General features: G+C 29.5%; 20 protein-coding genes. 2 read left to right on the forward strand and 18 right to left on the reverse strand.

Translation table 11 applies throughout. From position 1 onward, the window contains the following. Positions 1-20 precede the first annotated feature (20 nt). The 9 genes from OIF33_RS04655 to deoC form a co-directional block, all read right to left on the reverse strand. Positions 21-1,676 (reverse strand): ComEC/Rec2 family competence protein, encoded by a 1,656-nt coding sequence (locus tag OIF33_RS04655; protein ID WP_322503055.1) that lies wholly within the window; start codon positions 1,674-1,676, stop codon positions 21-23. Positions 1,677-1,727: 51 nt separating this feature from the next. After that, entirely contained in the window at positions 1,728-2,093 is a 366-nt protein-coding gene (gene spoVAE / locus OIF33_RS04660) for a stage V sporulation protein AE (protein ID WP_322503056.1), read from the reverse strand. 5 nt (positions 2,094-2,098) lie between these two features. After that, positions 2,099-3,118: a stage V sporulation protein AD gene (gene spoVAD, locus OIF33_RS04665; protein ID WP_322503057.1), complete on the reverse strand. Its 1,020-nt coding sequence runs from the start codon at positions 3,116-3,118 to the stop codon at positions 2,099-2,101. A 6-nt stretch (positions 3,119-3,124) separates the two neighbouring features. Beyond that, positions 3,125-3,598, reverse strand: a complete 474-nt coding sequence (spoVAC, locus tag OIF33_RS04670; protein ID WP_322503058.1) for a stage V sporulation protein AC — start codon at positions 3,596-3,598, stop codon at positions 3,125-3,127. A gap of 131 nt (positions 3,599-3,729) precedes the next feature. Beyond that, complete coding sequence (sigF, locus tag OIF33_RS04675; RefSeq protein ID WP_322503059.1) at positions 3,730-4,485, reverse strand: RNA polymerase sporulation sigma factor SigF; 756 nt, start codon at positions 4,483-4,485, stop codon at positions 3,730-3,732. Between the two features lie 17 nt (positions 4,486-4,502). Next, on the reverse strand, positions 4,503-4,925 hold the full coding sequence (gene spoIIAB, locus OIF33_RS04680) for an anti-sigma F factor (protein ID WP_322503060.1): 423 nt from the start codon (positions 4,923-4,925) through the stop codon (positions 4,503-4,505). 13 nt (positions 4,926-4,938) lie between these two features. Further along, positions 4,939-5,274: an anti-sigma F factor antagonist gene (gene spoIIAA / locus OIF33_RS04685; RefSeq protein WP_322503061.1), complete on the reverse strand. Its 336-nt coding sequence runs from the start codon at positions 5,272-5,274 to the stop codon at positions 4,939-4,941. Between the two features lie 133 nt (positions 5,275-5,407). Further along, positions 5,408-7,690: an AAA family ATPase gene (locus OIF33_RS04690; protein WP_322503062.1), complete on the reverse strand. Its 2,283-nt coding sequence runs from the start codon at positions 7,688-7,690 to the stop codon at positions 5,408-5,410. 196 nt (positions 7,691-7,886) lie between these two features. Next, positions 7,887-8,561: a deoxyribose-phosphate aldolase gene (gene deoC, locus OIF33_RS04695; RefSeq protein ID WP_322503063.1), complete on the reverse strand. Its 675-nt coding sequence runs from the start codon at positions 8,559-8,561 to the stop codon at positions 7,887-7,889. Between the two features lie 267 nt (positions 8,562-8,828). On the opposite strand from deoC, the gene OIF33_RS04700 reads away from it, so the two are divergent. Further along, positions 8,829-9,239: a hypothetical protein gene (locus OIF33_RS04700; RefSeq protein WP_322503064.1), complete on the forward strand. Its 411-nt coding sequence runs from the start codon at positions 8,829-8,831 to the stop codon at positions 9,237-9,239. Between the two features lie 62 nt (positions 9,240-9,301). Here the strand turns inward: OIF33_RS04700 and OIF33_RS04705 are convergent, their stop codons facing one another. Beyond that, complete coding sequence (locus OIF33_RS04705; protein ID WP_322503065.1) at positions 9,302-11,851, reverse strand: calcium-translocating P-type ATPase, PMCA-type; 2,550 nt, start codon at positions 11,849-11,851, stop codon at positions 9,302-9,304. A 245-nt stretch (positions 11,852-12,096) separates the two neighbouring features. Here OIF33_RS04705 and OIF33_RS04710 point away from each other — a divergent pair, with 245 nt between their 5' ends. Then, positions 12,097-13,746 carry a putative manganese-dependent inorganic diphosphatase gene (locus OIF33_RS04710; protein ID WP_322503066.1) on the forward strand — a complete coding sequence of 550 codons (1,650 nt, stop codon included), beginning with the start codon at positions 12,097-12,099 and terminating at the stop codon, positions 13,744-13,746. 43 nt (positions 13,747-13,789) lie between these two features. On the opposite strand, the gene OIF33_RS04715 is transcribed toward OIF33_RS04710, so the two are convergent. From OIF33_RS04715 to OIF33_RS04750, 8 genes are all read right to left on the reverse strand, one after another. Continuing rightward, entirely contained in the window at positions 13,790-14,431 is a 642-nt protein-coding gene (locus tag OIF33_RS04715) for an HAD-IB family hydrolase (RefSeq protein ID WP_322503067.1), read from the reverse strand. 84 nt (positions 14,432-14,515) lie between these two features. Further along, positions 14,516-14,890 (reverse strand): DUF1292 domain-containing protein, encoded by a 375-nt coding sequence (locus OIF33_RS04720; RefSeq protein WP_322503068.1) that lies wholly within the window; start codon positions 14,888-14,890, stop codon positions 14,516-14,518. Positions 14,891-15,100: 210 nt separating this feature from the next. Beyond that, the gene (locus OIF33_RS04725; RefSeq protein WP_322503069.1) at positions 15,101-16,504 is read right to left on the reverse strand and encodes a glutamate decarboxylase; all 1,404 of its coding nucleotides are present in this window, start codon (positions 16,502-16,504) and stop codon (positions 15,101-15,103) included. Positions 16,505-17,158: 654 nt separating this feature from the next. Further along, positions 17,159-18,214, reverse strand: coding sequence for a DUF2776 family protein (locus OIF33_RS04730; protein ID WP_322503070.1), 1,056 nt, complete (start codon positions 18,212-18,214; stop codon positions 17,159-17,161). An 86-nt stretch (positions 18,215-18,300) separates the two neighbouring features. Beyond that, positions 18,301-19,677, reverse strand: a complete 1,377-nt coding sequence (locus OIF33_RS04735; protein WP_322503071.1) for a glutamate decarboxylase — start codon at positions 19,675-19,677, stop codon at positions 18,301-18,303. A gap of 123 nt (positions 19,678-19,800) precedes the next feature. Continuing rightward, positions 19,801-21,231 carry a glutamate:gamma-aminobutyrate antiporter gene (gene gadC / locus OIF33_RS04740; RefSeq protein ID WP_322503072.1) on the reverse strand — a complete coding sequence of 477 codons (1,431 nt, stop codon included), beginning with the start codon at positions 21,229-21,231 and terminating at the stop codon, positions 19,801-19,803. A gap of 847 nt (positions 21,232-22,078) precedes the next feature. After that, on the reverse strand, positions 22,079-25,597 hold the full coding sequence (gene nifJ / locus OIF33_RS04745) for a pyruvate:ferredoxin (flavodoxin) oxidoreductase (protein WP_322503256.1): 3,519 nt from the start codon (positions 25,595-25,597) through the stop codon (positions 22,079-22,081). 112 nt (positions 25,598-25,709) lie between these two features. After that, positions 25,710-26,135: a flavodoxin gene (locus tag OIF33_RS04750; protein WP_322503073.1), complete on the reverse strand. Its 426-nt coding sequence runs from the start codon at positions 26,133-26,135 to the stop codon at positions 25,710-25,712. Between the last annotated feature and the right edge of the window lie 198 nt (positions 26,136-26,333).

Below are 26,333 nucleotides of genomic sequence, written 5' to 3' on the forward strand. Positions count from 1 at the left end.
CAGATACTTATTTACATAAGTTAAAGTATATACGCACTTTTCTTTTGAATCAAATCAATTATATCATAATCACTTTTCTCTGGCATTAAAGTTATACTATTAAAATTATCTTCTATTAAAATAGAATATTTTTTTGAAACCTCAAACTGTGCCTCATTCTTTAAGTGAATAACCTCATTCACATATTCTTTTTTCATAATTGCCTTTCTAAAATAATCACTATCATTATTTACTAAAGCAACTTTATTAAATCCGGATTCTATAACTACAGCCTTATTCCATTTATCTTCAACTACTCTTATCTTAATCCCTAATACATGTATATCTAAAATAAGAATTGGTATAACCAGATAAACTCCTATTCTAAACCTCTTAAATCCTTTAACACTCATATAAATTGATAAAAACATAGTCATATATGCTACTGCAAAAACTGGTGATAGATATGGAGTAACCAATATTACCTTATCTAAAAAGACCAAAATCCCTCTAAAAATCATAAAAATTATATTTAGTAAAAATACTATAATCCCAATAAAATTTCCTCCTGTCAAAATAGAGAATAATAATATTTGTAAAACTAACACTATTATTGGTGTTACTAAAAATGTTGATATCAAAAAATTAATAGAAAACTTGCCAAAAACAATTACTAAAATAGGATATATAAAAGCTTGAGCTGACAACCCCAAACTTAAATACTCATTGATTTTTGGAGGTAGCATATAAAAGCCATTTAATAATTTTTTATAAAATAATATTATACCTAAGGTTCCTCCAAAGGATAATAAAAACCCCATGCTAAAAAGGTTATATGGTTTAAAAATCATAAGTACTATTGCTGCTAAAGAAATAGTACTTAAAGAATCATAGGTTTTAAATACTTTTTTAGAACTTTTTAAAAGAGTTATCATTATAAGTGCTCTTAAAGCCGAACTAGATGCTCCAACTAAAATAACATAAATGGAGCAAATCACTAAAGCAACTTTAAATGAAAACTTATTATATATCATTGAAAATAAAAGTGATATGTGAAATCCAGATATACATATTAGATGAATTACTCCTAAATCAGATAAAAAATCTTTTTGATTATAGGTTAGATTATCCTTATCTCCCCACAAAATTGCATTTAAAAGTGCACTTTCTGAAGATGAAAAATTCTCACTTAATCTTTCATAATATTTCTTTGGTATATTTTTAATCTTATATACTAAATCTTTTTCACTTTTTATAACATCCTTTAAGAAAACCTGTCCAACATAACCTCTCTCTAAATTAACATTTCTTTTAAATTTACAAACCCCATATATTTTTTCTCCATATTCAAGTTCAACCTGACTTTGATTTCTTATTTCAACCATTCTTCCATCTATTTTTCCGAGTATAAATTTATTATTAATATCTACTATTCTAATTTCTTGTACTCCCATCTCTTGAAAGTTAGGTTCATAATAAATTGTACAACTTAATATTCCTATGAGAAAAAACACCATACCTATATTAAAATAATCTAATCCTAATAAAAAATATGATATAAAAATTAAAGGCACAACTAAAAAAGCTGTACCTATTAAATTAAAACTACTAAGGTAATATGTTAAAATTCCTAAAGTAACAAAAATACAAATTAATCCTAAAGGTCTATTTATAATAATCTTTTCAAATTTTCTCATAGAATCTCTCCTTCGAGAAAATTATTGACCTTTTCTAAGAATTATAATCATTTATTTAGTTTTCGGATTAAATATTAATGCCATTATGTATCCAAAGAATATAGCAGCTGTTAACCCTCCTGCTGCACCTTTTAATCCTCCAGTGAAAGCTCCTAATAATCCTTGTTCATTTACTTCTTTTATAGTCGCCTTCGCAAGAGCATATCCAAATCCAGGCAAAGGTATAGTTGCCCCGGCTCCTCCAATTTGAACTAGTTTATCATAAATACCTAAAGCGCCTAAGATGGTTCCTAATGTTACAAAAAGAACTAATATTTTTGCTGGGGTCAATTTTGTTTTATCCATTAATAATTGACCTATTACACATATAATTCCACCTACTAAAAATGCATTTATATAACTTTGCAAGTTCATCATCCTCCTTATATATATTCTATAGCAACAGCATGTGCTATTCCTGGTATGCTCTCTCCTTGAAGCGCAGATGTTGAGCTTAATAAAGCTCCTGTTGAAACTAAAAGCACTCTTTTAATTTCCTTTTTCATAAGTTTTTTATATAAATATCCACATCCTACCACTGCAGAACATCCACATCCACTACCACCTGAGAATGTTTTCTGTCTTTCATTATCAAATATTTTTTCTCCACAATCTATGTAAACCTTACTTACATCATAACCATATTCCTTTAATAACTTTTCAGTCAGTTCTCTTCCAGCCTTTCCTAAGTCACCAGTTGCTATTACATCATAATCTTCCGGTTTTCTATTGGTATCAACAAAATGTTTGTATATTGTATCTACTGCTGCTGGTGCCATAGCTGCTCCCATATTATCAGCATCTTTAATTCCATAATCTTTAACAATTCCTGTAGTTATATAGGTTACATATGGAAAATCTCCTTCTCTACCTAAAAGCATAGCTCCAGATCCAGTTACAGTCCATTGTGAATATTCTTTTCTTTGGCATCCATATTCTAAAGGAAATCTAAACTGTCTTTCAGCTGAGCTAAAGTGGGAAGATGTAGCTGCTATTGAATATCTGGCGAAATCTCCATCTATAACCATAGATGCTAAACTTAATGATTCTGCCATAGTTGAACAAGCTCCATATACACCTAAAAAAGGTATTTTAAATTCTCTTGCCACGAAGTTAGTGGAAGTTAATTGATTTAATAAATCTCCTCCAAAAAGATAATCAACATCTTCCTCTTTAACTTTGCTCTTTTTTATAACTTCTTCAATAGAAGTTATCATTAAACTACTCTCAGCCTTTTCAAAACTTTCACATCCATTGCAATCATCTTGTAAAACCTTATCGAAATATTCCTTTAGAGGACCATCTCCCTCTTTAGGCCCAACAATGCTATATGTAGATATTATTCTAGGTTTACTTTCTAATTTTACAGTTTGTTTACCCACTCTCTTCAAATTATTACTCATTAAAAATCACCCCATAAATCCAAATCTAAGTAATAAATAATATATTACTCCTACAATAACTGATGTTCCTACGCCATATACTATTACTGGTCCTGCAATAGTAAACATTTTTGCACCTACTCCCATTACAAAACCTTCTTTTTTAAATTCTATAGCTGGTGATACCATAGCATTAGAAAAACCTGTAATAGGAACTATAGTTCCTGCTCCTGCAACAGCTGCAATCTTGTCATAAATATCAAGACCTGTTAGAAGAGCTGCTAAGAACACCATAGTCATTGGAGTTATAATTGAAACCTGTTCCTCTGGAAATCCATTAGATAATAAGTAATTTCTTATAAACTGCGCAATAACACAGATTAACCCACCAATTATAAATGCCATTATACAATTCTTTAATGTCTTTGGCTGTGGTCTTATTTGTTGTTCAAGTTCATTGAATTTCTTTTTTATTTTTTCATCACTTTGGTAAGTAGCCATATTAACCATCCCTTTCTTTTATTTTATACATATAGTATTAATTTCTTTTCCCTAATATATACAAAAAAATAAGCATTATTTTCTATGATTTGATTCATAAAAATAATGCTCACAAAATATTCCATTTATAATCAATCCTCTTCTAATTTTTCCTTCATAAGTTTCAATACTTTTTTTTCTATTCTAGAAACCTGCACTTGACTTATACCAAGCATTTTAGCAACTTGAATTTGAGTTTTATCCTTAAAATACCTAAGCATTATAATTTGCCTTCCTTTTGTATCTAAGGACCCTATAGCCTCTTTTAAAGCTATTTTATTTACCATATCATCATCTTTACCCTTCTCACTAAGTTTATCTATAAGGAGTACAGGTGTTCCTTCATCATGATGTATAGTATCATATAAATATTGCATACTATTTGCAGATTCTAAGGCTACTATAACTTCTTCTTTGTTCACTCCAGAATACTCTGCTAATTCATCTATAGTAGGATCTCTATTTAGCTCTTTTATTAATTCTTCTTTATTGTAATGAAGTTTCTTAGCTAAACTTTTTGTACTCCTACTAACCTTTATTATACCATCATCTCTTAAAAATCTTTTTATTTCTCCTATAATCATAGGTACTGCATAGGTAGAAAATTTAACATTAAAACCATCATCAAAATTATTTATAGCCTTGACAAGCCCCATTGAGCCAATTTGGAATATATCTTCATAATCATATCCTCTATTTATAAACCTCTTACATATGGAAGATACTAAAGGAGTGTTAACTTCTATAAGTTTATTCATAGCCTCCTTATTTCCCTCTTTTGCTAGGACTATGAGAGCTGTATTCTTATCATAATTAAAATTATCTTTCTCAATACTACTAATATCCATAGACTTTCTTCACCTGCCTATGTATTCATTTTTTTCTTCATTATTATTTTTGTACCCTTGCCTTTTTCACTATAAACTTCTAAAGAATCCATAAATGTTTCCATAACTGTAAATCCCATACCTGATCTTTCTAACTCTGGCTTTGATGTATATAGGGGCTCTCTTGCCTCTTCTAAGTTTTCTATTCCTATTCCATTGTCTTCTACAGTTATACTTATTTCATCTCCGCATAAAGTTGCTTCAATAATAACTAACTTACTTTCATCACATTCATATCCATGAATTATAGAATTAGTTACAGCCTCAGAAACAGCAGTTTTAATATCAGTTAATTCTTCAATAGTCGGATCTAATTGAGCAATAAAAGCTGATACACTTACTCTTGCAAATCCTTCATTTTCAGATTTAGCCAAAAACTCTAATCTCATTTTATTATCCATATTTAACCCTCCATTAACCCACTTTTAGAGCTTCATCCAAATTTTCGTAATATTTTATTATCTTAAATATTCCAGATAACTCAAAAACTCTCTTTATACTTTTATTAACAGATATTATGTTAACTTCTCCTGAACGCATACTTAGCCTTTTATATCTACCTATAATAACCCCTATTCCTGAACTATCCATAAATGTTACGCCTGAAAAATCTAATATAAGTTTTCTTACGTTCTCTCTGCTAATTCTATCGTCAATCTTTACTCTTACTTCTTCAGCACTATGATGATCTAATTCTCCAATTAAACTCACTACTAAAACATTTCCTCTTTTTTCAAAATCCAACCACATATGCTCACTCTTATTGAGCTCCACCTCCTATACACTTTCTTTTCCATATTTTAACATATTTTAATTCTTTATGTCAAATAATACTAAAATAAATAAAACTCATAGAAGCAAAATTCCATGAGCTTATTTAATATCATATTCCTTTAAATTTTTTAATTTCTCCATTTATTTTAGTGGCAACATCCTCAATAACCATATCATCTAGAAGTAAGGTGGTAAGTGCTTCATTTATATTCTTCATTATATAAATTTTAAATTCACCCTTTTTAATCGCCTCTTCTATTTCACTATTCAATATCAGTTCATCCTTATTACTTTCTGGTATTAAAACAGCTTTTCCTACATGAGTTCCTATTATTTTGCAAACATTAAAGAATCCCTCTATTTTTTCATTCACTCCTCCTATTGGTTGTACTTCACCAAACTGATTTACTGACCCAGTTACGGCAATACTTTGATTAACCGGGATCTTACTCAAAGCAGAAATCATAGCTATAATCTCAGCAACTGACGCACTATCCCCTTCTATTTTTCCATAAAGCTGTTCAAAGCTTAATTGAAAATCTACAGGTAAAACTTCATAAGCATTAAAAAAGCTACTTAAAAATCCTCTTAAAATGCTTAGAGATTTATTGTGAATACTTCCACTTAGATTACTCTCTCTTTGTGCATCCATAATTTTCCCACTACCTTTATAGCAAGTACATGTTATCCTCATAGGTTTTCCAAAACTCATGTATCCGAAATCTATTACAGATAGCCCATTTACACTTCCAATAATTTTATCTTCTATTTCTAAGATTATCTTTTTATCCTTATACATTTCTAAATAATCTTTTTGAATTTCACCACATTGATTTATAACAGATTCTATAGAACTTTTATCTATAAGTGTTTTATTGTTATTCTTAGCTGATTCATTTCCAAGAAGCAATAATCTTTCTATTTCATCAATATCCCAAAGCATCTTCTTTCTTGTTCCAGCTTTTCTAGCTAACTGCTTTCCTATAGCATTAACGCCAGAGGTTGAAATCTTTAAAAGGTCATTATCACTTATGATTTTATTAACAAGCTCTAATAAAGATTTTTTATTTTTATCTATACCTATTAAATTTGAAAATTCTGCTCTAATTCTAAATATCTTCTTGAAATCTTCATCATAATTATATAAAACATCATAACTCTCAAAATCTCCAATTAAAATAACGTTAACCTTAATTGGTATTGGATCTGGATTAAGTCCATTTAAAGAAAGTACTTCTAAATACCCTCTGTTAAAATCATAATTTATTTTTTCATTTAACAGTGCTCTTCTTAAATAATAGTAGCTATTAGCATTGTTCATCAAAGAACTTAATCTAACTATCAGACATCCTTCATTAGCTTCAAGCAATGAACCTGATTTTATAAGCTTTACACTTGTTGAATATACTCCATTATGATTTTCATACTCTATTGTTCCTAGAAGATTATTTAGACTTGGATCTTCTTCAAATATTACTTTAGGTGTTTCTTGTCCCTTGCTATTCTTTATAATATTACAAATATATTTTGAAATAATTTCATTTATTTTTTCTTCATCATCATCAAAATTTATTGTGTAATTATCAATCAATAAATTTTCTAGGCTTTCACATACATCTATAAGATAATTGTAAGCATCTTCTTCATTTTCAAAATCACTCTTTATTTTCTCTTTAACAGATGATGATTTATTTTCTAAATAAGTTCTAAGTATAACTTTTAACTTTTCAATAGAATCTATCTCTATATTTTTAAGTTCTTCTAAAACATCTTCTGCTCCTTCTTTTAATTTGCCAGCTTTTATCGATATATCACCTTTACTATTTTCTTCTAAATCATCGAACTCTTCCTCCGTCATAGCCTCTCCATCTAATAGAGGAATAAATGCAAAGCCAGAAGATGTAGCTTTTAAATCAAAGCCTTCTTGCTTCGCACTCTTTATTAAATCACCTATATAATCACTTCTCTTTTTTTGTATATCATTAATAATATCTTCCTTATCTTTATTTATAGAAGAATTGTAAAAGGCATAAATCTCTTCGTAATAAAAAGATTTTACATATTCTAATCTTTCCTCTAGCTTTTCTCCTATTCCATTTTCTAAAAATATAACTTTAGGTGCTTTAACATCATCCAAAGTTACATAACATATATCTTTAGGTTTATTTCTTCCTTTCATTTTTTCTTCTAAATGAAGAATTATATCCTTAAGCTTTTGTTTTGAAAATTCGTCGATTAAGTAAACATTAAACCCTTCTTTATTTATACTTAATGCTTCATCAATTCTTTTAAAAACCTCTGAGTATTCACTACCATTGTTTTCTTTTCTAGCTATCCTACTTGTAAAATCCTCATTATAAATTACTTCTTGTGGAGTTAACTCTCTTCTCATATAAATTCACTCATAAAACTAATACTAGCTTTAATAGAGTAACCTCCTCTTTATAAGTACTTTATTATATTAATATTCTAAAAGTTTAAAATTAGCCATCATTTTCATTTTTTTATTTATTTTTTTCTTCGACAAAAAAACCTATAGAAAAAACTTTTCTATAGGCTTTAATAAACTAAAAATATTTAATTATATATTAGTATGTTGAATCTGAAACTTTTCCTTCACATATAGCGATTGAAGCTGATGCTCCTATTCTAGTAGCACCATTTTTAATTACAGCTTCAGCATCTTCTGTTGATCTTACTCCACCTGATGCCTTAACACCCATCTCTGGTCCTACAGTTTCTCTCATTAATTTAATATCTTCTGGAGTTGCTCCACCTGTTGAGAATCCAGTTGATGTTTTAACGAAATCTGCTCCTGCTTTCTTAGCTAATTCACAAGCTTTAACTTTTTCTTCATCAGTTAAAAGACAAGTTTCTATTATAACTTTTGTAAGCGCTTTCTTATCAGCCGCATCTACAACAGCTTTTATATCTTTTTCTACATATTCATAATCTTTATCTTTTAATCTACCTATGTTTATAACCATATCAACTTCATCTGCGCCTTTTGATATTGCATCTTTAGTTTCAAAAGCTTTAACTTCCATAGTGTTTGCTCCTAAAGGGAAACCTATTACTGTACAAACTTTCACATCGCTTCCTTTTAAAAGCTCAGCTGCTAATTCTACATTGGTAGGGTTTACACAAACTGATGCAAAATTATATTCTAAAGCTTCTTTGCAAAGCTTTTCTATTGATGCTCTATCAGCCTCAGGTTTTAATATAGTATGGTCTATCATTCTTGCTAATTGTTGTTTATCCATTACATTTCCTCCTAAGATAACATTTTCATTATACTATTATTATAGAATATAAATTCTTATAAGTCCATAATTTAAATATTTACATTGAATAATTTTAGTATAAAAAATTAAATAATATATTTATATAAAATTCTTATTCTATAGGCTTTCAGCTATTATCAAACTATTTTAATATATTTAATATTATGTTATAATACTATCTATCATATAATATGTATTTATAGTAATAATAAATGTAAATTCGTCAACTTAAAAGGAGTTATAATTATGGGTTTCAAAGAAAAATTATCTAAATATTACACTGATTCTTATCTTGAAAAATACGGCGATAGAATGGCTCAACTTCAAGGAAGCGTAATCTCTGAAAAAATCGAAGAAAAAACTATTCTTTGGATATTCCACAAGTTAGTTGTTACTTTAATAGTTAAACCTGAAAGAAGTAAGCAAATAATAAAATGCGTATATAAAAAGAATCGTTGGTTTAAAAAACCTACTTTCATAAATGTGAAAAAAGGAAATAGTGTTATAGTTCAAGGACTTAAGTCAAATAAAGAAAATGAAAAAGAATATATTGTACTTAATAACGTACTTAACTTAACGACTAAACAAGATTTAGTACCTGTTGATCACTCACAATTAAAGAAAGCTAGACAACAACAACAATTTAAACAAAGATAAAAAGCTGTATAATAATACAGCTTTTTATCTTTTAAATAAACTTTATTTTTCTATTTTAATATTTATTTTTTCACCTTTATAAATAAGTATAAGCTATTTATAAAGAAAATTATTGTTGAAAAGAATAATACTATTAGCCAATGGTTTATTCCTAAAATAGTAGTATGGAAGATACTACTAAAGAAAGGAATATAAATAATGCTTAATAACATTACTATTGATATAAGAACAGCTCCCACTAAATACATATTAGTAAATAATTTTATTTCAAATATAGAATGTCTTTCAGATCTACACTCAAAAACATGTAGTAATTGAGACATAACTAATGTTGATAAAGCAATTGTTCTACATGTATCTAAATCCATTCCATATAATCCACCTACAATAAATGATAATAATGTGCATATTCCAATCAAGCATCCTCTTACTAGAATTTTTTCAGTAAGTCCTCTTGCAAATATACTTTCCTTTTTACTTCTAGGTTGTTGATTCATTATATCCTTATCAGCTGGGTCTACTCCTAAAGCTATTGCTGGTAATCCATCTGTTGCTAAATTTACAAATAATATTTGTATAGGTAACATAGGTGTTGGAAGATAGAAGATTGTAGCTAAGAACATCGTTAATACCTCTCCTAAGTTACATGACAATAAATATCTTATGAACTTTCTTATGTTATCATATATTATTCTTCCCTCTTCTACTGCGGATACTATGGTTTCAAAATTATCATCCATTAAAATCATTGCAGAGGCTTCCTTTGTAACATCAGTTCCTGATATTCCCATAGCGACTCCTATATCCGCCTCTTTTATAGCTGGCGCATCATTTACTCCATCTCCCGTCATAGCAACTATATTACCATTTTGTTTAAAAGCCTTAACTATTCTTAACTTATGGTTAGGTGTAACTCTTGCAAATATTCTAAGCTTATTAACTGACTTTTTAAGTTGATTATCATCTAACTTATCCAATTCTTCTCCAGTTATTACTTGTTCTTGTGACTTAGCAATATTTAAATCCTTCCCTATAGCAAAAGCTGTATTTTTATGGTCGCCAGTTATCATTACAGGGGTTATTCCAGCTAGTCTACATTTTATTACTGAATCTTTAACCTCTGGTCTAGGCGGATCTATAATACCTGCAATCCCAAGGAATATAAAGTCTTTTTCTAATCCTTCATCTCTTGTTAAATTTTCTATTTTATATGCACCAGCTATACATCTTAAGGCTCTATTACTCATATTTTCAACAACATTTAATATTTGTTGTTTCTTTTGAGCAGTCAATAATTTAACTCTTCCTTCTTCGTGTATATATCTACATTTATTTATAAGCCTCTCTGGAGCTCCTTTTACGTAACAAACTTCTTTGCCATTTTCTTTAACTATTACTGACATCATTTTTCTACTTGAATCAAAAGGTATATCAAAAATCCTATTTATATTGGATATTGTATTTTTCAAAGTATCCACATTATTAAAATATGCCTTTATTAATGCTGTTTCAGTAGGATCTCCATTTAAAACATCTTCCACTTTGTTTTTTGAAAAATCGTAATTACAGTCATTGCAATAAATAAATGCCTTCATAAGTATAGGTGAATTTGGAATCTTATCAACATCTATTCTACAATGTTTTCCTTCAACGAATATTTCCTTAACAGTCATTTTATTTTGAGTTAATGTACCAGTTTTATCACTACATATGACTGATGTACATCCTAGAGTTTCTACTGCTGGTAATTTCTTTACCAAAGCATTTTTCTTAAGCATTCTAGAAACACCTAAAGCTAGTGAAACTGTTACTATGGCAGCTAGTCCTTCTGGTATAGCAGCTACTGCTAAACTTACTCCTAATAAGAACATTTCAGTTAAATCATTTCCTCTGATAATACCTAAAATAGTTACTAAAGTACATATTCCAAGGCATAATACTAATAAAATTTTTCCTAATCCATCTAATCTTTCTTTAAGCGGAGATTTTTCTTCTTCTATATCTTGTAGCATATCAGCTATTGAACCCATTTTTGTATTCATTCCTATAGCGGTTACCCTAAATCTTCCTTTACCTTTTAATACTTTAGTCCCCATATAAGTTAAAGAAGCTTCTTTTGAATTACTTGCTTTATTGACTCCTAAGGACTCTCCAGTAAGTAATGATTCATCAACCATAAGATTTGTACATTCAAATATCTCTCCGTCAGCTGGAACTCTATCACCAGCTTCAAGAATTACAATATCTCCTATTGTTAATTCATTGGCATTAATAACTTTAATATTTCCATCTCTTAATACTTTACAGGTTGGTGCTGCTAAAGATTTTAAAGCATCTAAAGACTTTTCTGTTTTAAATTCCTGTATAAATCCTAGAAGACCATTTATTATAACAATAACAAAGATGGTAATAGCATCTGCTACATCTCCCATAAGTCCAGATATAATAGTGGCTCCTATTAAAACCCATATTATAAAATCATTAAATTGTTGTAATAATATTTTTATAGCCGATACCTTTTTCTTTTCTGTTATTTCATTTAATCCAAACTTCTCTGTCCGGTTTTTAGCTTCTTGAGTTGTTAACCCTCTAAAGAGCTCTTTCTCTTGCATAACTTTTTGTTCCTCCTTTTTTTCCTAGCAATCTATTGTAATATATGTTTAATTCGCTTCTTTTTAGAACTAAAAAAATTCTTATGTAACATCTTACACTCATAATATTTCTCTGCTTTCATCTCATAGAAAATTCTCTTAAACTATGATAAAATGAGTTTTGTTAAACTTTACTTTTCATAATTTAGGAATTAAAATATATTCATGAATTAAAAAAAATTTAAATTACAAAGGAGGCAACCTGCATGAAGGATGTTATATACATTACAGGACATAAAAATCCTGATTCAGATTCAATATGTGCTGCTTTAGCATATTCTGAATTTAAAAATAAAACACAAGACATTCCAGCTATACCTGTTAGATTAGGAAATGTTAACCAAGAAACTCAATACATACTTGATTATTTTGGTGTTCAAGCTCCTCAATTTTTAGAAACTGTTAAGCTAAAAGTTGAAGATTTAGAAATGGATAAAATAGCTCCATTAGCTCCAGAAGTGTCACTTAAGATGGCTTGGAATATAATGAGAGATAAAAACTTAAAATCAATTCCAGTTGCTGATGGGAATAATCACTTACTTGGAATGTTATCAACATCAAATATAACAGCAACATACATGGATGTATGGGATAGCAACATACTTGCTAAAAGTGCTACTTCATTAGATAACATATTAGATACATTATCTGCTGAAACACAAAACGTAAACGAAGAAATTAAAATATTCCCTGGAAAAGTTGTAGTTGCTGCTATGCAAGCTGAATCTTTAAAAGAATTCATAAGTGAAGGTGATATCGCAATAGCTGGTGATAGATCTGAAATACAAGCTGAATTAATAGAATTAAATGTATCTCTATTAATAATAACTGGTGGTCATAAACCTTCAGAGGAAATAATAGCTCTTGCTAAGAAAAATAACATAACTGTTATTACAACTCCTCATGATTCATTTACTGCATCAAGATTAATCGTTCAAAGTTTACCTGTAGACTATGTTATGACTAAAGATGACTTAGTTTCAGTATCTACTGATGATTTAGTTGAAGATGTAAAAGTAACAATGAGTGAAACTAGATACAGTAACTATCCTGTAATAGATGAAAATAATAAAGTGGTTGGTTCAATCGCAAGATTCCACTTAATTTCTACTCATAAAAAGAAAGTTATTCAAGTTGACCATAACGAAAGAGGTCAATCAGTACATGGTTTAGAGGATGCTGAAGTATTAGAAATCATAGATCACCATAGAGTTGCTGACATACAAACTGGTAATCCTATATACTTCAGAAATGAGCCTCTTGGAAGTACTTCAACAATAGTTGCTAAGAGATTCTTCGAAAATGGCATAAGACCGTCAAGAGAAGCTGCTGGACTTTTATGTGGAGCTATAATTTCAGACACATTATTATTTAAATCACCAACTTGTACTCCACAAGACGTGAAAATGTGTAGAAAACTTGCTGAAATAGCAGGAATAGTTCCTGAAACATTTGCTAAAGAAATGTTTAAAGCGGGTACTTCATTAAAAGGAAAATCTATTGAAGAAATATTCAATGCTGACTTCAAACCTTTCACAATCGAAGGTGTTAAAGTAGGTGTTGCTCAAGTTAATACAATGGATATCGAAGGATTTATGCCTTTAAAAGATGAAATGTTAGCTTACATGAATCAAAAAGCTGAATCAATGGGATTAGAAATGATTATGTTATTACTTACTGACATAATCAATGAAGGTTCACAAATATTAGTGGCTGGAAGAAGTCCTGAAATTGCTGAAGAAGCTTTTAAAGTTAAATTAGAGGATTCAACTACTTTCTTACCTGGAGTTCTTTCAAGAAAGAAACAAGTTGTACCACCATTAACTCAAACTATAACAACAAGAGTTAGTAAATAATTTAAAATAAATAAAAAGCAATCTCAAAAAGAGATTGCTTTTTTTATTTCCAATTTAAAATTTTATAATTATCATTCTTCTTCTTGTAATTTATTAAATATGCATTTCCTACTAAGTCTAATAAAGGTTTATCTGATAATGAATCAGAAAACATATATGAGTTTTTATAATCTACTTCTATATTATTTTCTTTTAAATACTCTTTAAGTCTTCTAACTTTCTCTTCTCCCTTACAATTTTCACCTAACATTTTTCTTTCAAATTTTCCTTCATTAAATGAAAATCTTGTTCCTATTATAACATCTACTTCCTTTATATTATAAAGTTCATTTAAATAAAACTCTGGTGAAGCTGATATCAAATAAATTTTATACCCTTCTGACTTTAACTTTCTCATCATATCAATGGAGTCCTTATAAATGATTTTACTTAAAACTTCATCATAATATTTTTTTACAAGAATTTTTAAATCCTTCTCCTCTACTCCATCTATGAATTTAAGAAATGATTGCTTAACTTTCTTCTCATCATAAAACTTTAATCCATACATAAGACCTGAAAAAGCAGCTCTTGGTATAAACTTCAAATTTTTCTTATCTTCTTTTATTAGAAATCTAAATAACTGCAGTAAAGTTTCCTTGTTGGTTAAAGTAAAGTCAACATCAAATATAGCTAATTTTTCCATGTTATTCCCCACGTTTCACGTAAAATTTATCAAGAGTATTATAAACTAAAAAAAAGATGATGTAAAACATCACCTTTTTTTTAATTATTCTGCTACATTTTCTTCGTAGAATTTAACAACTTCATCAAACTCTTCTTCTGAAGGAAGAACTAATTCTCCTTCTTCACCTTGAGATTTGAATAAGTAAACTGATTCATCAGGATGTTGTACTAAAACGTACTCTTCATCTTTATATTCAAAAGCATCAATAACATCACAAGTTATTGTGTTTCCTTCTTCATCTTCTAAGTCTACAACGAAATGCTCTACATGCTCTTCTCCGCATCCGCATCCTTCATGATGTTCATGTCCATGATCGTGACCGTGTCCACCACATCCGCATCCTTCATGCTTTTCTTCTTTTTCGCTTCCACAACCACAGTTGCCTCCGCAGCATTTGTTTAAATCTTTATCTGACATAATCTTTCCTCCCTTGTGGAAAATTTACTTTATACTAATTGTAACCTTAAATACAAAATAATAAAAGTACTTTCTTTATAATATTTAATTATATTCTTAACACAATACAAAATTATAATCAATAAAAAAAGTTATATTTATTTTTTTTATAAAATTTTAACAAAAAACTCTCTTTAAAGCAATTACTTTAAAGAGAGTTTTCATTAAATCCTAGTGAGTAAATCCTTGTACTCCAGTTTTAGCTTTTTTATTTAAAATTCTTGCATTATCTAAATCTTTTATAGCTGCAGTTAAGTCTCTTATATATAATTCAGCTAAGTTATGGCTAAAGTCTGCACGACAAACAACTCTTTGAATTATTGTATCTTGTAAGTTTTCTGGTAATGGATAAGCAGGTACTTGCCATCCTTTCATTAATAATTTATCTGCTAAATCATATAATGTCCATTGAACATTTGCATCATCTTTTAATTTATAACAAACTATTGGTAAGTTTTCACCTCTGTTGTATATTTCAAATAAACCTGTTTTTTCAAGTTCATCTGATAGATACATAGCAACATCTTTTGTTCTTTGATGTATTTGTCTATATCCTTCAAATCCATATCTTAAGAAGTTATAATATTGACCAATAATTTGGCTAGCTGATCTTGAGAAGTTTATTGCCATTGTTGGCATTTCACCACCTAAGTAGCTTACTTTAAATATTAATTCTTGTGGTAAGTATTCTTTATCTCTCCATAATACCCAACCTATACCAGGATAAACTAATCCATATTTATGTCCTGATGCATTTATTGAAACAACGTTTTTAAGTCTGAAGTCCCATTCTAAGTCTGGTTCTATAAATGGTGCAAATAAACCACCTGAAGCTCCATCAACGTGAATTGGAACTGATATTTTTGCTGTTTTGTTATACTCTTCTAATTTTTTATCTAAAGCTTTTATATCATCATATTTTCCTGTATAAGTTATTCCTAATATACCAACTACACCAATTGTGTATTCATCAACATAATCTAAAACTTTATCTACATTTATGCTCATATGTTCTTCATCTAATGGAACTAATCTCATTTCTATATCCCAGTAAACGCAGAATTTTTCCCAACATACTTGATATCCTGAAGAAATTACTAAGTTAGGTTTTTTTGAATTAACATCCATTCCTAAAGCCTTAGCTCTGTTTCTCCATCTAAATTTCATAGCCATACCACCAAGCATACATGCTTCTGATGATCCTACTGTTGATGTTCCTATGAAACTTTCATCTTTTTGTGCATTCCATAAATCTGCTATTATATTTACACAACGATTTTCTAAATCAGTTGTTTGAGGATATTCTGATTTATCTATAGCATTTTTTTCTAATGTTTCTGACATTAATTTTACTGCTTCGTCATCCATGTATGTTTGACAGAAAGTACATAAGTTTTGACGAGCATTACCTTCATCTAATAAATCATCTTTTATAAGTCTATAAGCAACATCTGGAGCTATTGAGTCTTTAGATAACTCATATTTTGGAATAGATTCGTTACTAGCTACTGTTCCAAATATTGGTGTTGTGAAATTTTTTCCTAATCCTTCATTTCCATTTTTTCCAAAAAGCATTTCAAAAACCTCCTAAGTTCACCTAAAAACCATTCTTAATTTCTTCAACGTGACCTCAAGAAATTAAGATTAATTTTTAGTAACCATTCATATTATTTTTTCTTTTGATGATTGCCTCATCAAGTTATTTATATAATACACCTTTTATTAATTAATTAAAATTCTTTAATTCGTTACATTTTGTTAATATTTTATTATCTTTTTGTTCATTTTTAAATTACCTCGTTAGTTCTTTAAATTTCTAATTATTTCTTCATTTTTCTTCATAACATAATGAACTTTTATTTTTATTAGTATAATATTAATAAAAGCTCTATCTTTTTATTAATATCATTTATAATAGTATATTTTTTTGTATTTATATCAAAATGATATTATTAAAATTCAATATATTTTACTAATAAAAAAATAGAATCACAAAAAATAGCACACAATTAATTAACATTTTATTCAAAAACTCAAATTAAGAATGTATTTATATTCTTTTACTATTTATAAAATCATTTAATATACTTCTTTTACTTATCTAAATAATAAAAATTCATCAACTTAGATAAAACTCTCCTAATCCATTTGCATAATAAATAGTTTTTCTTAAACAAAAATAAGAGTGAATAAAATTTTTATTCACTCTTATAAATTATAAAACTATATTTAACTTTCTGTACCATCTTCTAGTATTGATACTATTGAAAATAAGGTAAAACATATTGCTCCTAATCCAATCATAACATGAGCTGGCACAAAATATGATACATTAACTAATTCAGCTTCTGATAAATAAACACCTAAAAATAAACATATTAACGCTGTTATAACTGGAATTAGAGGAATTCTTTTAGCTAATTCACTTTTCCTTCTCCAAACAGATGCAAGTAACAAAACTTTACTAGATATACTGTAACAAACTAAGCCTAATCCAATTAAAACATAGCCAGGTGCTATTAATGCTTGATTTTTACTAATTAAAAGAATACATATACCTAGAATTGCATTTATACTTCCTAAAACTAAAACCCATATAGACCATTTCCACCGCTCTTTCTCTGTAAATGTATTTTGTATTTGTCTAGCTACACTAGCCACTAATGATATTAAACTAGCACATACTAATGATATACCAAATACAACAAATCCAGCAACTAAACTAGAAATATTCTTTGTATCACTTAAAAGATATGCTGAAACTGATAATCCAATAATTGTACATACTATAGGAATAGCAATTAAAAATTTTGAAAAACCTTCTGTAAAACATCCATCTGGTTTTTCACCTTCTTTTAAATTTTTACTATTATTAGGGATAAGTAAAAACTTTGTTGATGATAATGCTACTGTTGAAATGCAACAAGAAATTAGACCTATACCAAAGGCTATACTTCCGGATACAAAATATGCAGAATTTCCACCATCATTTAAAGCAAAATATAATCCACCAATCATACTTATAGCTGAAAATGAATATCCTATTGTTGGTAAAATAAATTTAAAAAAAGAATTATATTTATTTGTTAGTTGTCTTATTATTGTTGCAGCTGTAGCAAATAAGGCTATACATATTGCTGTAAAAAATATTATTACATGACTAGCAACTATATATCCTGATCCTAATTTATCTCCTAAAGTATTAATATATAATCCATAAGTAAGACATATGGCTCCCATAAATAGCGGTATAGCTCTGAATAATATACTCATATAGTAGTTCATAACTTTAACCTCATTTCCTACTATAAATAAAATCAAGAAAATTTATTTATAAATTTCCTTGATTTTATTTATATTTATATTTATATTTAATTTGCTTTTCTTAATACTGTTGCTTCATTTAAATCTTTAATTGCAGCATTTAAATCTCTTATGTATAAATCGGCTAAATTATGACTAAAATCTGCACGACAAACTACTCTTTGAATTACTATATTTTCTAAGTCTTTAGGTAATGGATATGCTGGCACTTGCCATCCCTTCATTAATAATCTATCTTCTAAATCATATAATGTCCATTGAACATTTGCATTATCTTTTAATTTATAACAAACTATTGGTAAGTTCTCACCATTATTATATATTTCAAATAAACCTGTTTTTTCAAGTTGATTTGATATGTACATAGCAACATCTTTTGTTCTTTGATGTATTTGTTCATATCCTTTGAATCCATAACGTAAGAAGTTGTAATATTGACCTATAATTTGGCTAGCTGATCTTGAGAAGTTTATTGCCATTGTCGGCATATTTCCACCTAGATAACTTACTTCAAATACTAATTCTTTTGGTAGGAATTCCTCATCTCTCCATACTATCCATCCTATTCCTGGATAAACTAAACCGTATTTATGACCTGATGTATTTATTGAAACAACATTTTTAAGTCTAAAATCCCATTTTAGGTCTGGTTCTATAAATGGTGTAAACATTCCACCTGAAGCGGCATCAACATGAATATGAACTTTTAAATCATGATCTTTATTATATTCTTCAAGTTTCTCATCTAAAGCTTTGATATCATCAAATTTACCAGTATAAGTTATTCCTAGTATTCCTACTACTCCAATTGTATTTTCATCAACATAATCTAAAACTTTATCTACATTTATACTCATATGATCTTTATCCATTGGAACTACTCTCATTTCAACGTCCCAATAAACACAGAATTTTTCCCAACACACTTGATATCCTGAAGAAATTACTAAGTTAGGTTTTCTTGAAGTTACATCCATTCCTAAAGCCTTAGCTTTGTTTCTCCATCTAAATTTCATAGCCATACCACCAAGCATACATGCTTCTGATGATCCTACTGTTGATGTTCCTATGAAACTTTCATCTTTTTGTGCATGCCATAAACCTGCTATTATATTTACACAACGATTTTCTAAATCAGTTGTTTGAGGATATTCTGATTTATCTATAGCATTCTTTTCTAATGTTTCTGACATTAATTTTACTGCTTCGTCATCCATGTATGTTTGGCAGAATGTGGCTAAATTCTGACGTGCATTTCCCTCATCTAATAAATCATCCTTTATAAGTCTATATGCTACATCAGATGCTATTGATTTTTCTCCCATCTTATCACTTGGCATAGATTTGTTACTTGCACTTGTCCCAAATATAGGTGTTGTAAAACTCTCTCCTAATTTTATCTCTTTCTCATCTGTAGATTTCATTTTTAAGTCCTCCTTAGGGTCACTTTAAATATAATTTAATTTTTTTACAATTTAATTTTTCGTTAATATATAAAGATAAATTATTTGAAGTAGTTTAAATTAATAAACTACTTCAAAATAAATTTAATTTGTTTTATTACCATTCCATTTATTATGTAGAGCATATATTATAAATGGAATTAAAACTGTTATTATAAAACTTATTGATAATATAGTTAAGTATTCTGAAACACTATTACCAGTTAATTGTGATGGTGGTACAAATGAAATTACTAAAGCAAATACTGAAACTAAGAATCCAACAATCGCTACTATCATTTTGAATGTTTTACCACCTGGAACTTGATATGCACGTTTTAAATCTGGATGTTTTATTATTAGTGTTAAATATCCAATGAAGAATAATAAATATCCAACTAAGTATATAACAACTGTTAATGATATAGCAGTAAGGAATGAAACGTTATTTCCACCGCCACCGAATGTTAATACAGCGGCCCATATAGTAACAACTAAACCTTGAACTAATACTAATGGTACTGGTACATCATGTTTATTAACTTCTGTTAATTTTTTAGGTAATAAGCCTTTTTTAGCTGCTACATACATACCTTGTGAAGGTCCAACAACCCAAGCACTAACCTCTGCCATAACACCTACAGCTAATAATAATGCAACTACTCTTGTTATCCAATCAAAACCATCTCCAAAGTTAATACTTACTAATTGATGGAATGTTTGAACAACCCCAGCACTTAAGTTTAATTGATCTGCTGGTATAACTGCTGCTACTGTTAATCCACCTATAGTATTAAGAATTATTGCTACTACAACAAGTACAAACATAGCCAATGGATAGTTTTTACTTGCATCTTCTAATTCATTAACATGTGAAGCTGAAGCTTCAACTCCCATATAAGCTAATATAAATGAAACAAATACAACTAATGTATTTACTTTTGAGAAGTCAGGTATAAGAGTATGAGCACTCATATCAACATGTACTGGATTACCTTTTGCTATGTACATTATACCTAATATAAATAATATAATTGCTGGAATTACTACTCCAAATATGAATCCTGCTTTAGCTATCTTAGCAGTATTTTTAGTTCCTCCAAATTGTGAGAATGTTAATCCCCAGAAAATAATTAAAACACCAATGAATTTTATTAATGGATTGCTATTTAATGCAGGCCAATTAAAAACATAAGAAAGGGCTCCTAATATGAAATAAATCATTGTAACGAATCCAACTGTTATTTGGAACCATTGAAAGAATATTGCTGCAAATCCCCATCTTTCACCTAAAGTATTACCTACCCAGGCAAATATGCCTCCTTCTTGCCAACCATCTACAGTTGCCATTTCTGCTGCACATAATGCAACTGGTAAGAACCATAAAATTCCACCAACAATTAAGAAAAATACTAAATGAAATCCTGATGTTGCAAATGTAGGATACTCGTAGACAGTCATTACCATAGATGCTGTCATTGCAAAGAATCCAAACAAACTAAGTTTTTTTGCATTTGCCTTTGAATTATTTGGCATAATAAACGCCTCCTTGTTGTTATTGTTTAAAATAGATTTTAACAATTAACAACTATTATCTAAGACAAAGATTTATTATCTCCTAAATTTTTGTCTTGAATAATAGCTACTAACTATGTATAAATCATAAACCTTGTTAACAATTTATTCAAAACTTTCATTCTTTTATTTTAAGCTATTAACATTTTTCAGTTTAATTTTTAGTAAGTTTTTCTCTTTAAATCTCTCTTTTCCTCTTATTATCTAACAAATTAATTCAATATCAGTGTAAACCGTAAACTTTTTAACATTTCGTTAATAATCATTAATAAAAATATATTTTTATCATATTTTTATTAATAATTTTATTTTTTTTAATAATCTAGTTTTTTATTTTAATTTAAATCTTATTAATATTTTAAATAAAAAATTATCTTTTCTAATAAAAATTCACAAATTTAGTTAGTGATATTTTTTAGCTCTATAAAAATCCCATAACTATTCTGAATCTTAAGATGTTTGAACTATTCAGTCATCAATATACTTTTCTATTTACTCTTCTTAAAAGGTTCTATATGCTTACTTAAGCAACTAGTTCTTGCTTTCTTATATACCTTTCTGCAGTATTAATATAAAATACGCCGGATCAATATATCTATTTCCATACTTGCAATTTTAAATTTTGAAACTGCTTTCATTTCAACAAAGGAAGTTTTTATTACATCACTAAAATCCTTCTGAACACATTTTGATATCAAATAGTTTTCATTAGACAAAAAAATAAGAGCTAGAATATTACTATTCTAGCTCTTATAATTATACTTCAATCTAAATTTATATCTAACCGTAATTAGTTATCTACTATTTCTTACTTTCCAGCAAGTTTTTTGTAGCCTTCTAATCTTTCTTTAGCATCTCTTTCAGTCTTCTCGAATAAAGCTTCAGCAGCTTCTGGGAATGCTTTTGCTAATGCAGCATATCTAACTTCTCCCATTATGAATTCTCTGAAGTCACCAGTTGGTTCTTTAGAGTCTAATGAGAATGGGTTTTTACCAGTTTCTTTTAACATTGGGTTAAATCTGTACATAGCCCAGTATCCACATTCAACAGCTCTCTTCTCTTCTAATTGAGAGTTACCCATACCAGCTTTTAATCCGTGGCTGATACATGGAGCGTAAGCTATTATTAATGATGGTCCTTTGTATGCTTCAGCTTCAGCTATAGCTTTAAGAGTTTGGTTCTTATCTGCACCCATTGATATTTGAGCAACATATACATAACCATAGCTCATAGCCATCATTCCTAAATCTTTCTTCTTAGTTCTCTTACCTGCAGCAGCAAACTTAGCGATAGCAGCAGTTGGAGTTGATTTAGAAGCCTGACCACCAGTGTTTGAGTAGATTTCTGTATCCATAACAAGTATGTTTACATCTTCTCCACTAGCTAAAACGTGGTCAACTCCACCGTAACCGATGTCGTAAGCCCATCCGTCTCCACCGAAGATCCATTGTGATCTCTTAGCTAAGTAGTCTTGGTCTTTTAATATTTCTTTAGCGAATTCGTTAGTTTCACCTTGTAATGAAGCTATAACAGCATCAGCTCTATCTCTAGTTCCTTCTCCGTTATCAACTTCAGCTATCCAAGCTTCTAAAGCTTCTTTAGCTTCTGGTTTAACACCAGCTTCTATAGCTTTTCCAGCAAGATCTACTAATCTTTCTCTTATAGCTTTAACTCCTAAGAACATACCTAATCCAAACTCAGCGTTATCCTCGAATAATGAGTTAGCCCAAGCTGGTCCATGACCATTGTGGTTAGTTGTGTATGGAGTTGAAGGAGCTGATCCACCCCAGATTGATGAACATCCAGTAGCGTTAGCTATCATCATTCTGTCTCCGAATAATTGAGTTATAAGTTTAACGTATGAAGTTTCTCCACATCCAGCACAAGCTCCTGAGAACTCGAATAATGGTTGCTCAAATTGGCTACCTTTAACTGTATTCTTGTTCATTGGGTTTTTCTTAGGTGCTACTTCTTCTACACAGTAATCCCAAGCTTCTTGTTGATCTGCTTGAGTGTGTTGTGGTTTCATAACTAAAGCTTTTTCCTTAGCAGGACAAACTTGAGCACAGTTTCCACATCCAGTACAATCAAGTGGACTTACAGCCATAGTAAACTCCATTGGCTCTTCAGTTTTTAATCCTTTAGCAGGTATTAATTTAGTTGAAGCTGGAGCATTCTTAACTTCTTCCTCAGTTAATAAGAATGGTCTTATTGTAGCATGAGGACAAACGTAAGCACATTGGTTACATTGGATACAATTGTCTGCTATCCATTCTGGTATGTTTATACCAATTCCTCTTTTTTCGTAAGCAGCAGTACCTTGTTGGAAAGTACCATCTTCCATTCCATTGAATGCAGATACAGGAAGTTTATCTCCTTCTAATCTGTTCATTGGTTCAACGATATTTTTGATGAATGCTGGAACTTCTTTAGTCTCAACTACTTCATCTTTAGCGTTAGCCCACTCAGCTGGAACACTGATCTCAACGATAGCGTCGATTCCTTTGTCTATAGCAGCGTGGTTCATGTTAACAACTTTTTCACCTTTTTTACCGTATGAAGTTACAACAGCGTCTTTTAAGTATTTAACTGCGTCTTCTACAGGTATTATGTTAGCTAGTTTGAAGAATGCTGATTGCATGATCATGTTGATTCTTCCACCTAATCCAACTTCTTGAGCTATTTTAACAGCATTTAAAGTGTAGAACTTAATGTTGTTTTCAGCTAAGAATCTCTTATAACTTGCTGGTAAATGTTCAGCAACTTCTTCTGGAGTCCAGATTGTGTTTAATAAGAATGTTCCGTTTTTCTTTAATCCGTCTAAAACGAAGTATTTTTGAACGTATGATTGGTTATGACAAGCAACGAAATCAGCTTTATTTATTAAGTAAGGTGATTTTATTGGTTGTTTACCAAATCTTAAGTGAGAAATTGTTACCCCACCTGATTTTTTAGAGTCATATGCAAAGTATCCTTGAGCATACATATCAGTATGATCTCCGATGATTTTGATAGCACTCTTGTTAGCTCCAACAGTTCCGTCTGATCCTAATCCCCAGAACTTACAAGCTTTAGTTCCTTCTGGAGTAGTATCAACTTCATGAGCTTCTGCTGATTCTTCTAATGAAGTGTTAGTTACGTCATCAACTATAGCTAAAGTGAATCCATTTTTAGGTTCTTCTTTGCTTAAGTTTTCGTAAACAGCAATGATATGAGCTGGTATAGTATCTTTTGATCCTAATCCGAATCTACCACCAACTATTTCAGGAGCATTTTCTAATCCGTAGAATGCATTCTTAACTTCTAAGTATAGAGGCTCTCCTGCAGCACCTGGTTCTTTTGTTCTATCTAAAACAGCAACTCTCTTAACAGTTTTTGGCATTGCTTTTATTAATCTTTCATTTGAGAATGGTCTGAATAATCTTACTTTAACTAATCCAACCTTTTCTCCTTTAGCGTTTAAGTAATCTACAGTTTCTTCTACTAAATCAGTAACTGATCCCATAGCTACTATAACTCTTTCAGCATCTTCTGCTCCATAGTAATCGAAACAGTTGTACTCTCTTCCAGTTAACTTAGTTATTTCTTTCATGTAGCTTTCAACTATTTCTGGAACTACATCGTAGAATTTGTTTACTGCTTCTCTTTCTTGGAAGTAGATGTCTGGGTTTTGAGCTGTACCTCTTGTTACAGGTTTGTTAGGGTTAAGAGCTCTTCTTCTGAACTCTTCTACAGCTTCCATATCTACTAATTCTTTTAATTCATCGTATTGTAAAAGTTCAACTTTTTGTATTTCATGTGATGTTCTGAATCCATCGAAGAAGTTTACGAAAGGTATTCTTGATTTAATAGATGCTAAGTGAGCAACTGCTGATAAATCCATAACCTCTTGAACTGATCCTTCTGCTAACATAGCGAATCCAGTTTGTCTTGCAGCCATAACGTCTTGGTGATCACCGAAGATGTTTAATGCTGAAGTAGCTAATGCTCTAGCTGATACATGGAATACTGATGGTAATAATTCACCAGCTATTTTATACATGTTTGGTATCATTAATAGTAAACCTTGTGAAGCTGTGTAAGTAGTAGTTAAAGCTCCAGCTTGTAATGAACCGTGAACTGCTCCAGCAGCACCTGCTTCTGATTGCATTTCCATTACTTTTACTGTTTGACCAAATATGTTCTTTAATCCTCTTGCACTATTTTCATCAACCCATTCTGCCATTGGTGATGATGGTGTGATAGGGAATATTGCTGCAACATCAGTGAACGCATATGATATATAAGCGGCAGCTGTGTTACCATCCATAGTTTTCATTTTTCTCATTGCCATTGAGATGACCTCTCTTTCATTAATTTTGTAGATATATAAATTAAATATTAAAAATTATAATATATTTAAAGTAATTAATTAAAATTACTTATTAGCATATTGAGTCTTATTTTATTAGTTTTTTTGCTAACTCTTTAGCTGAATTAATTTCATCATCATTTGGTGATTCATTTACAGCTAAGCTACCAACAACATCGAATCCATAATCTTTCATTCTCTCAACCCATGCAGTCATGAATTCTCCATTATCCCAACCATATGATCCAAATAGAATCATCTTTTTATTGTTATTTGGAGTTAATTTAAATTGATTAACAAATGGTTCCATATCGTATTGTTCTATTCTATTATTATCCATTGAAGGGCTACCTAAAGCTACTGCATCCGCTTCAGTTACATCCTCTAATTTAGCGTTTGAAACATGCTTTATTAAAACATCTGCTCCTAAATCAGTTAATTCATCTGCAATAGTGTTTGCTAATACTTCAACATTTCCACCATTACTCCAATATATTACTGATACTTTACTCATAAAAAACACCTCTTATACATGATAATATAGTTTATCTAAAATCCCAATATTATTTAATACAAAACTAATTTTACTCGACATTAATAATTATACTCTTTGGAAAAAATTTTTCAAGCTACATATTTTGATATTTTAAAACATATTTTAATAATTTATTATTATTTGCTATTAAACATCTCTGTTATCCTAAGGATTAGC

Origin of the sequence: Clostridium sp. LIBA-8841 (assembly GCF_034439435.1) — a bacterium.
Taxonomy (GTDB): domain Bacteria; phylum Bacillota; class Clostridia; order Clostridiales; family Clostridiaceae; genus Sarcina.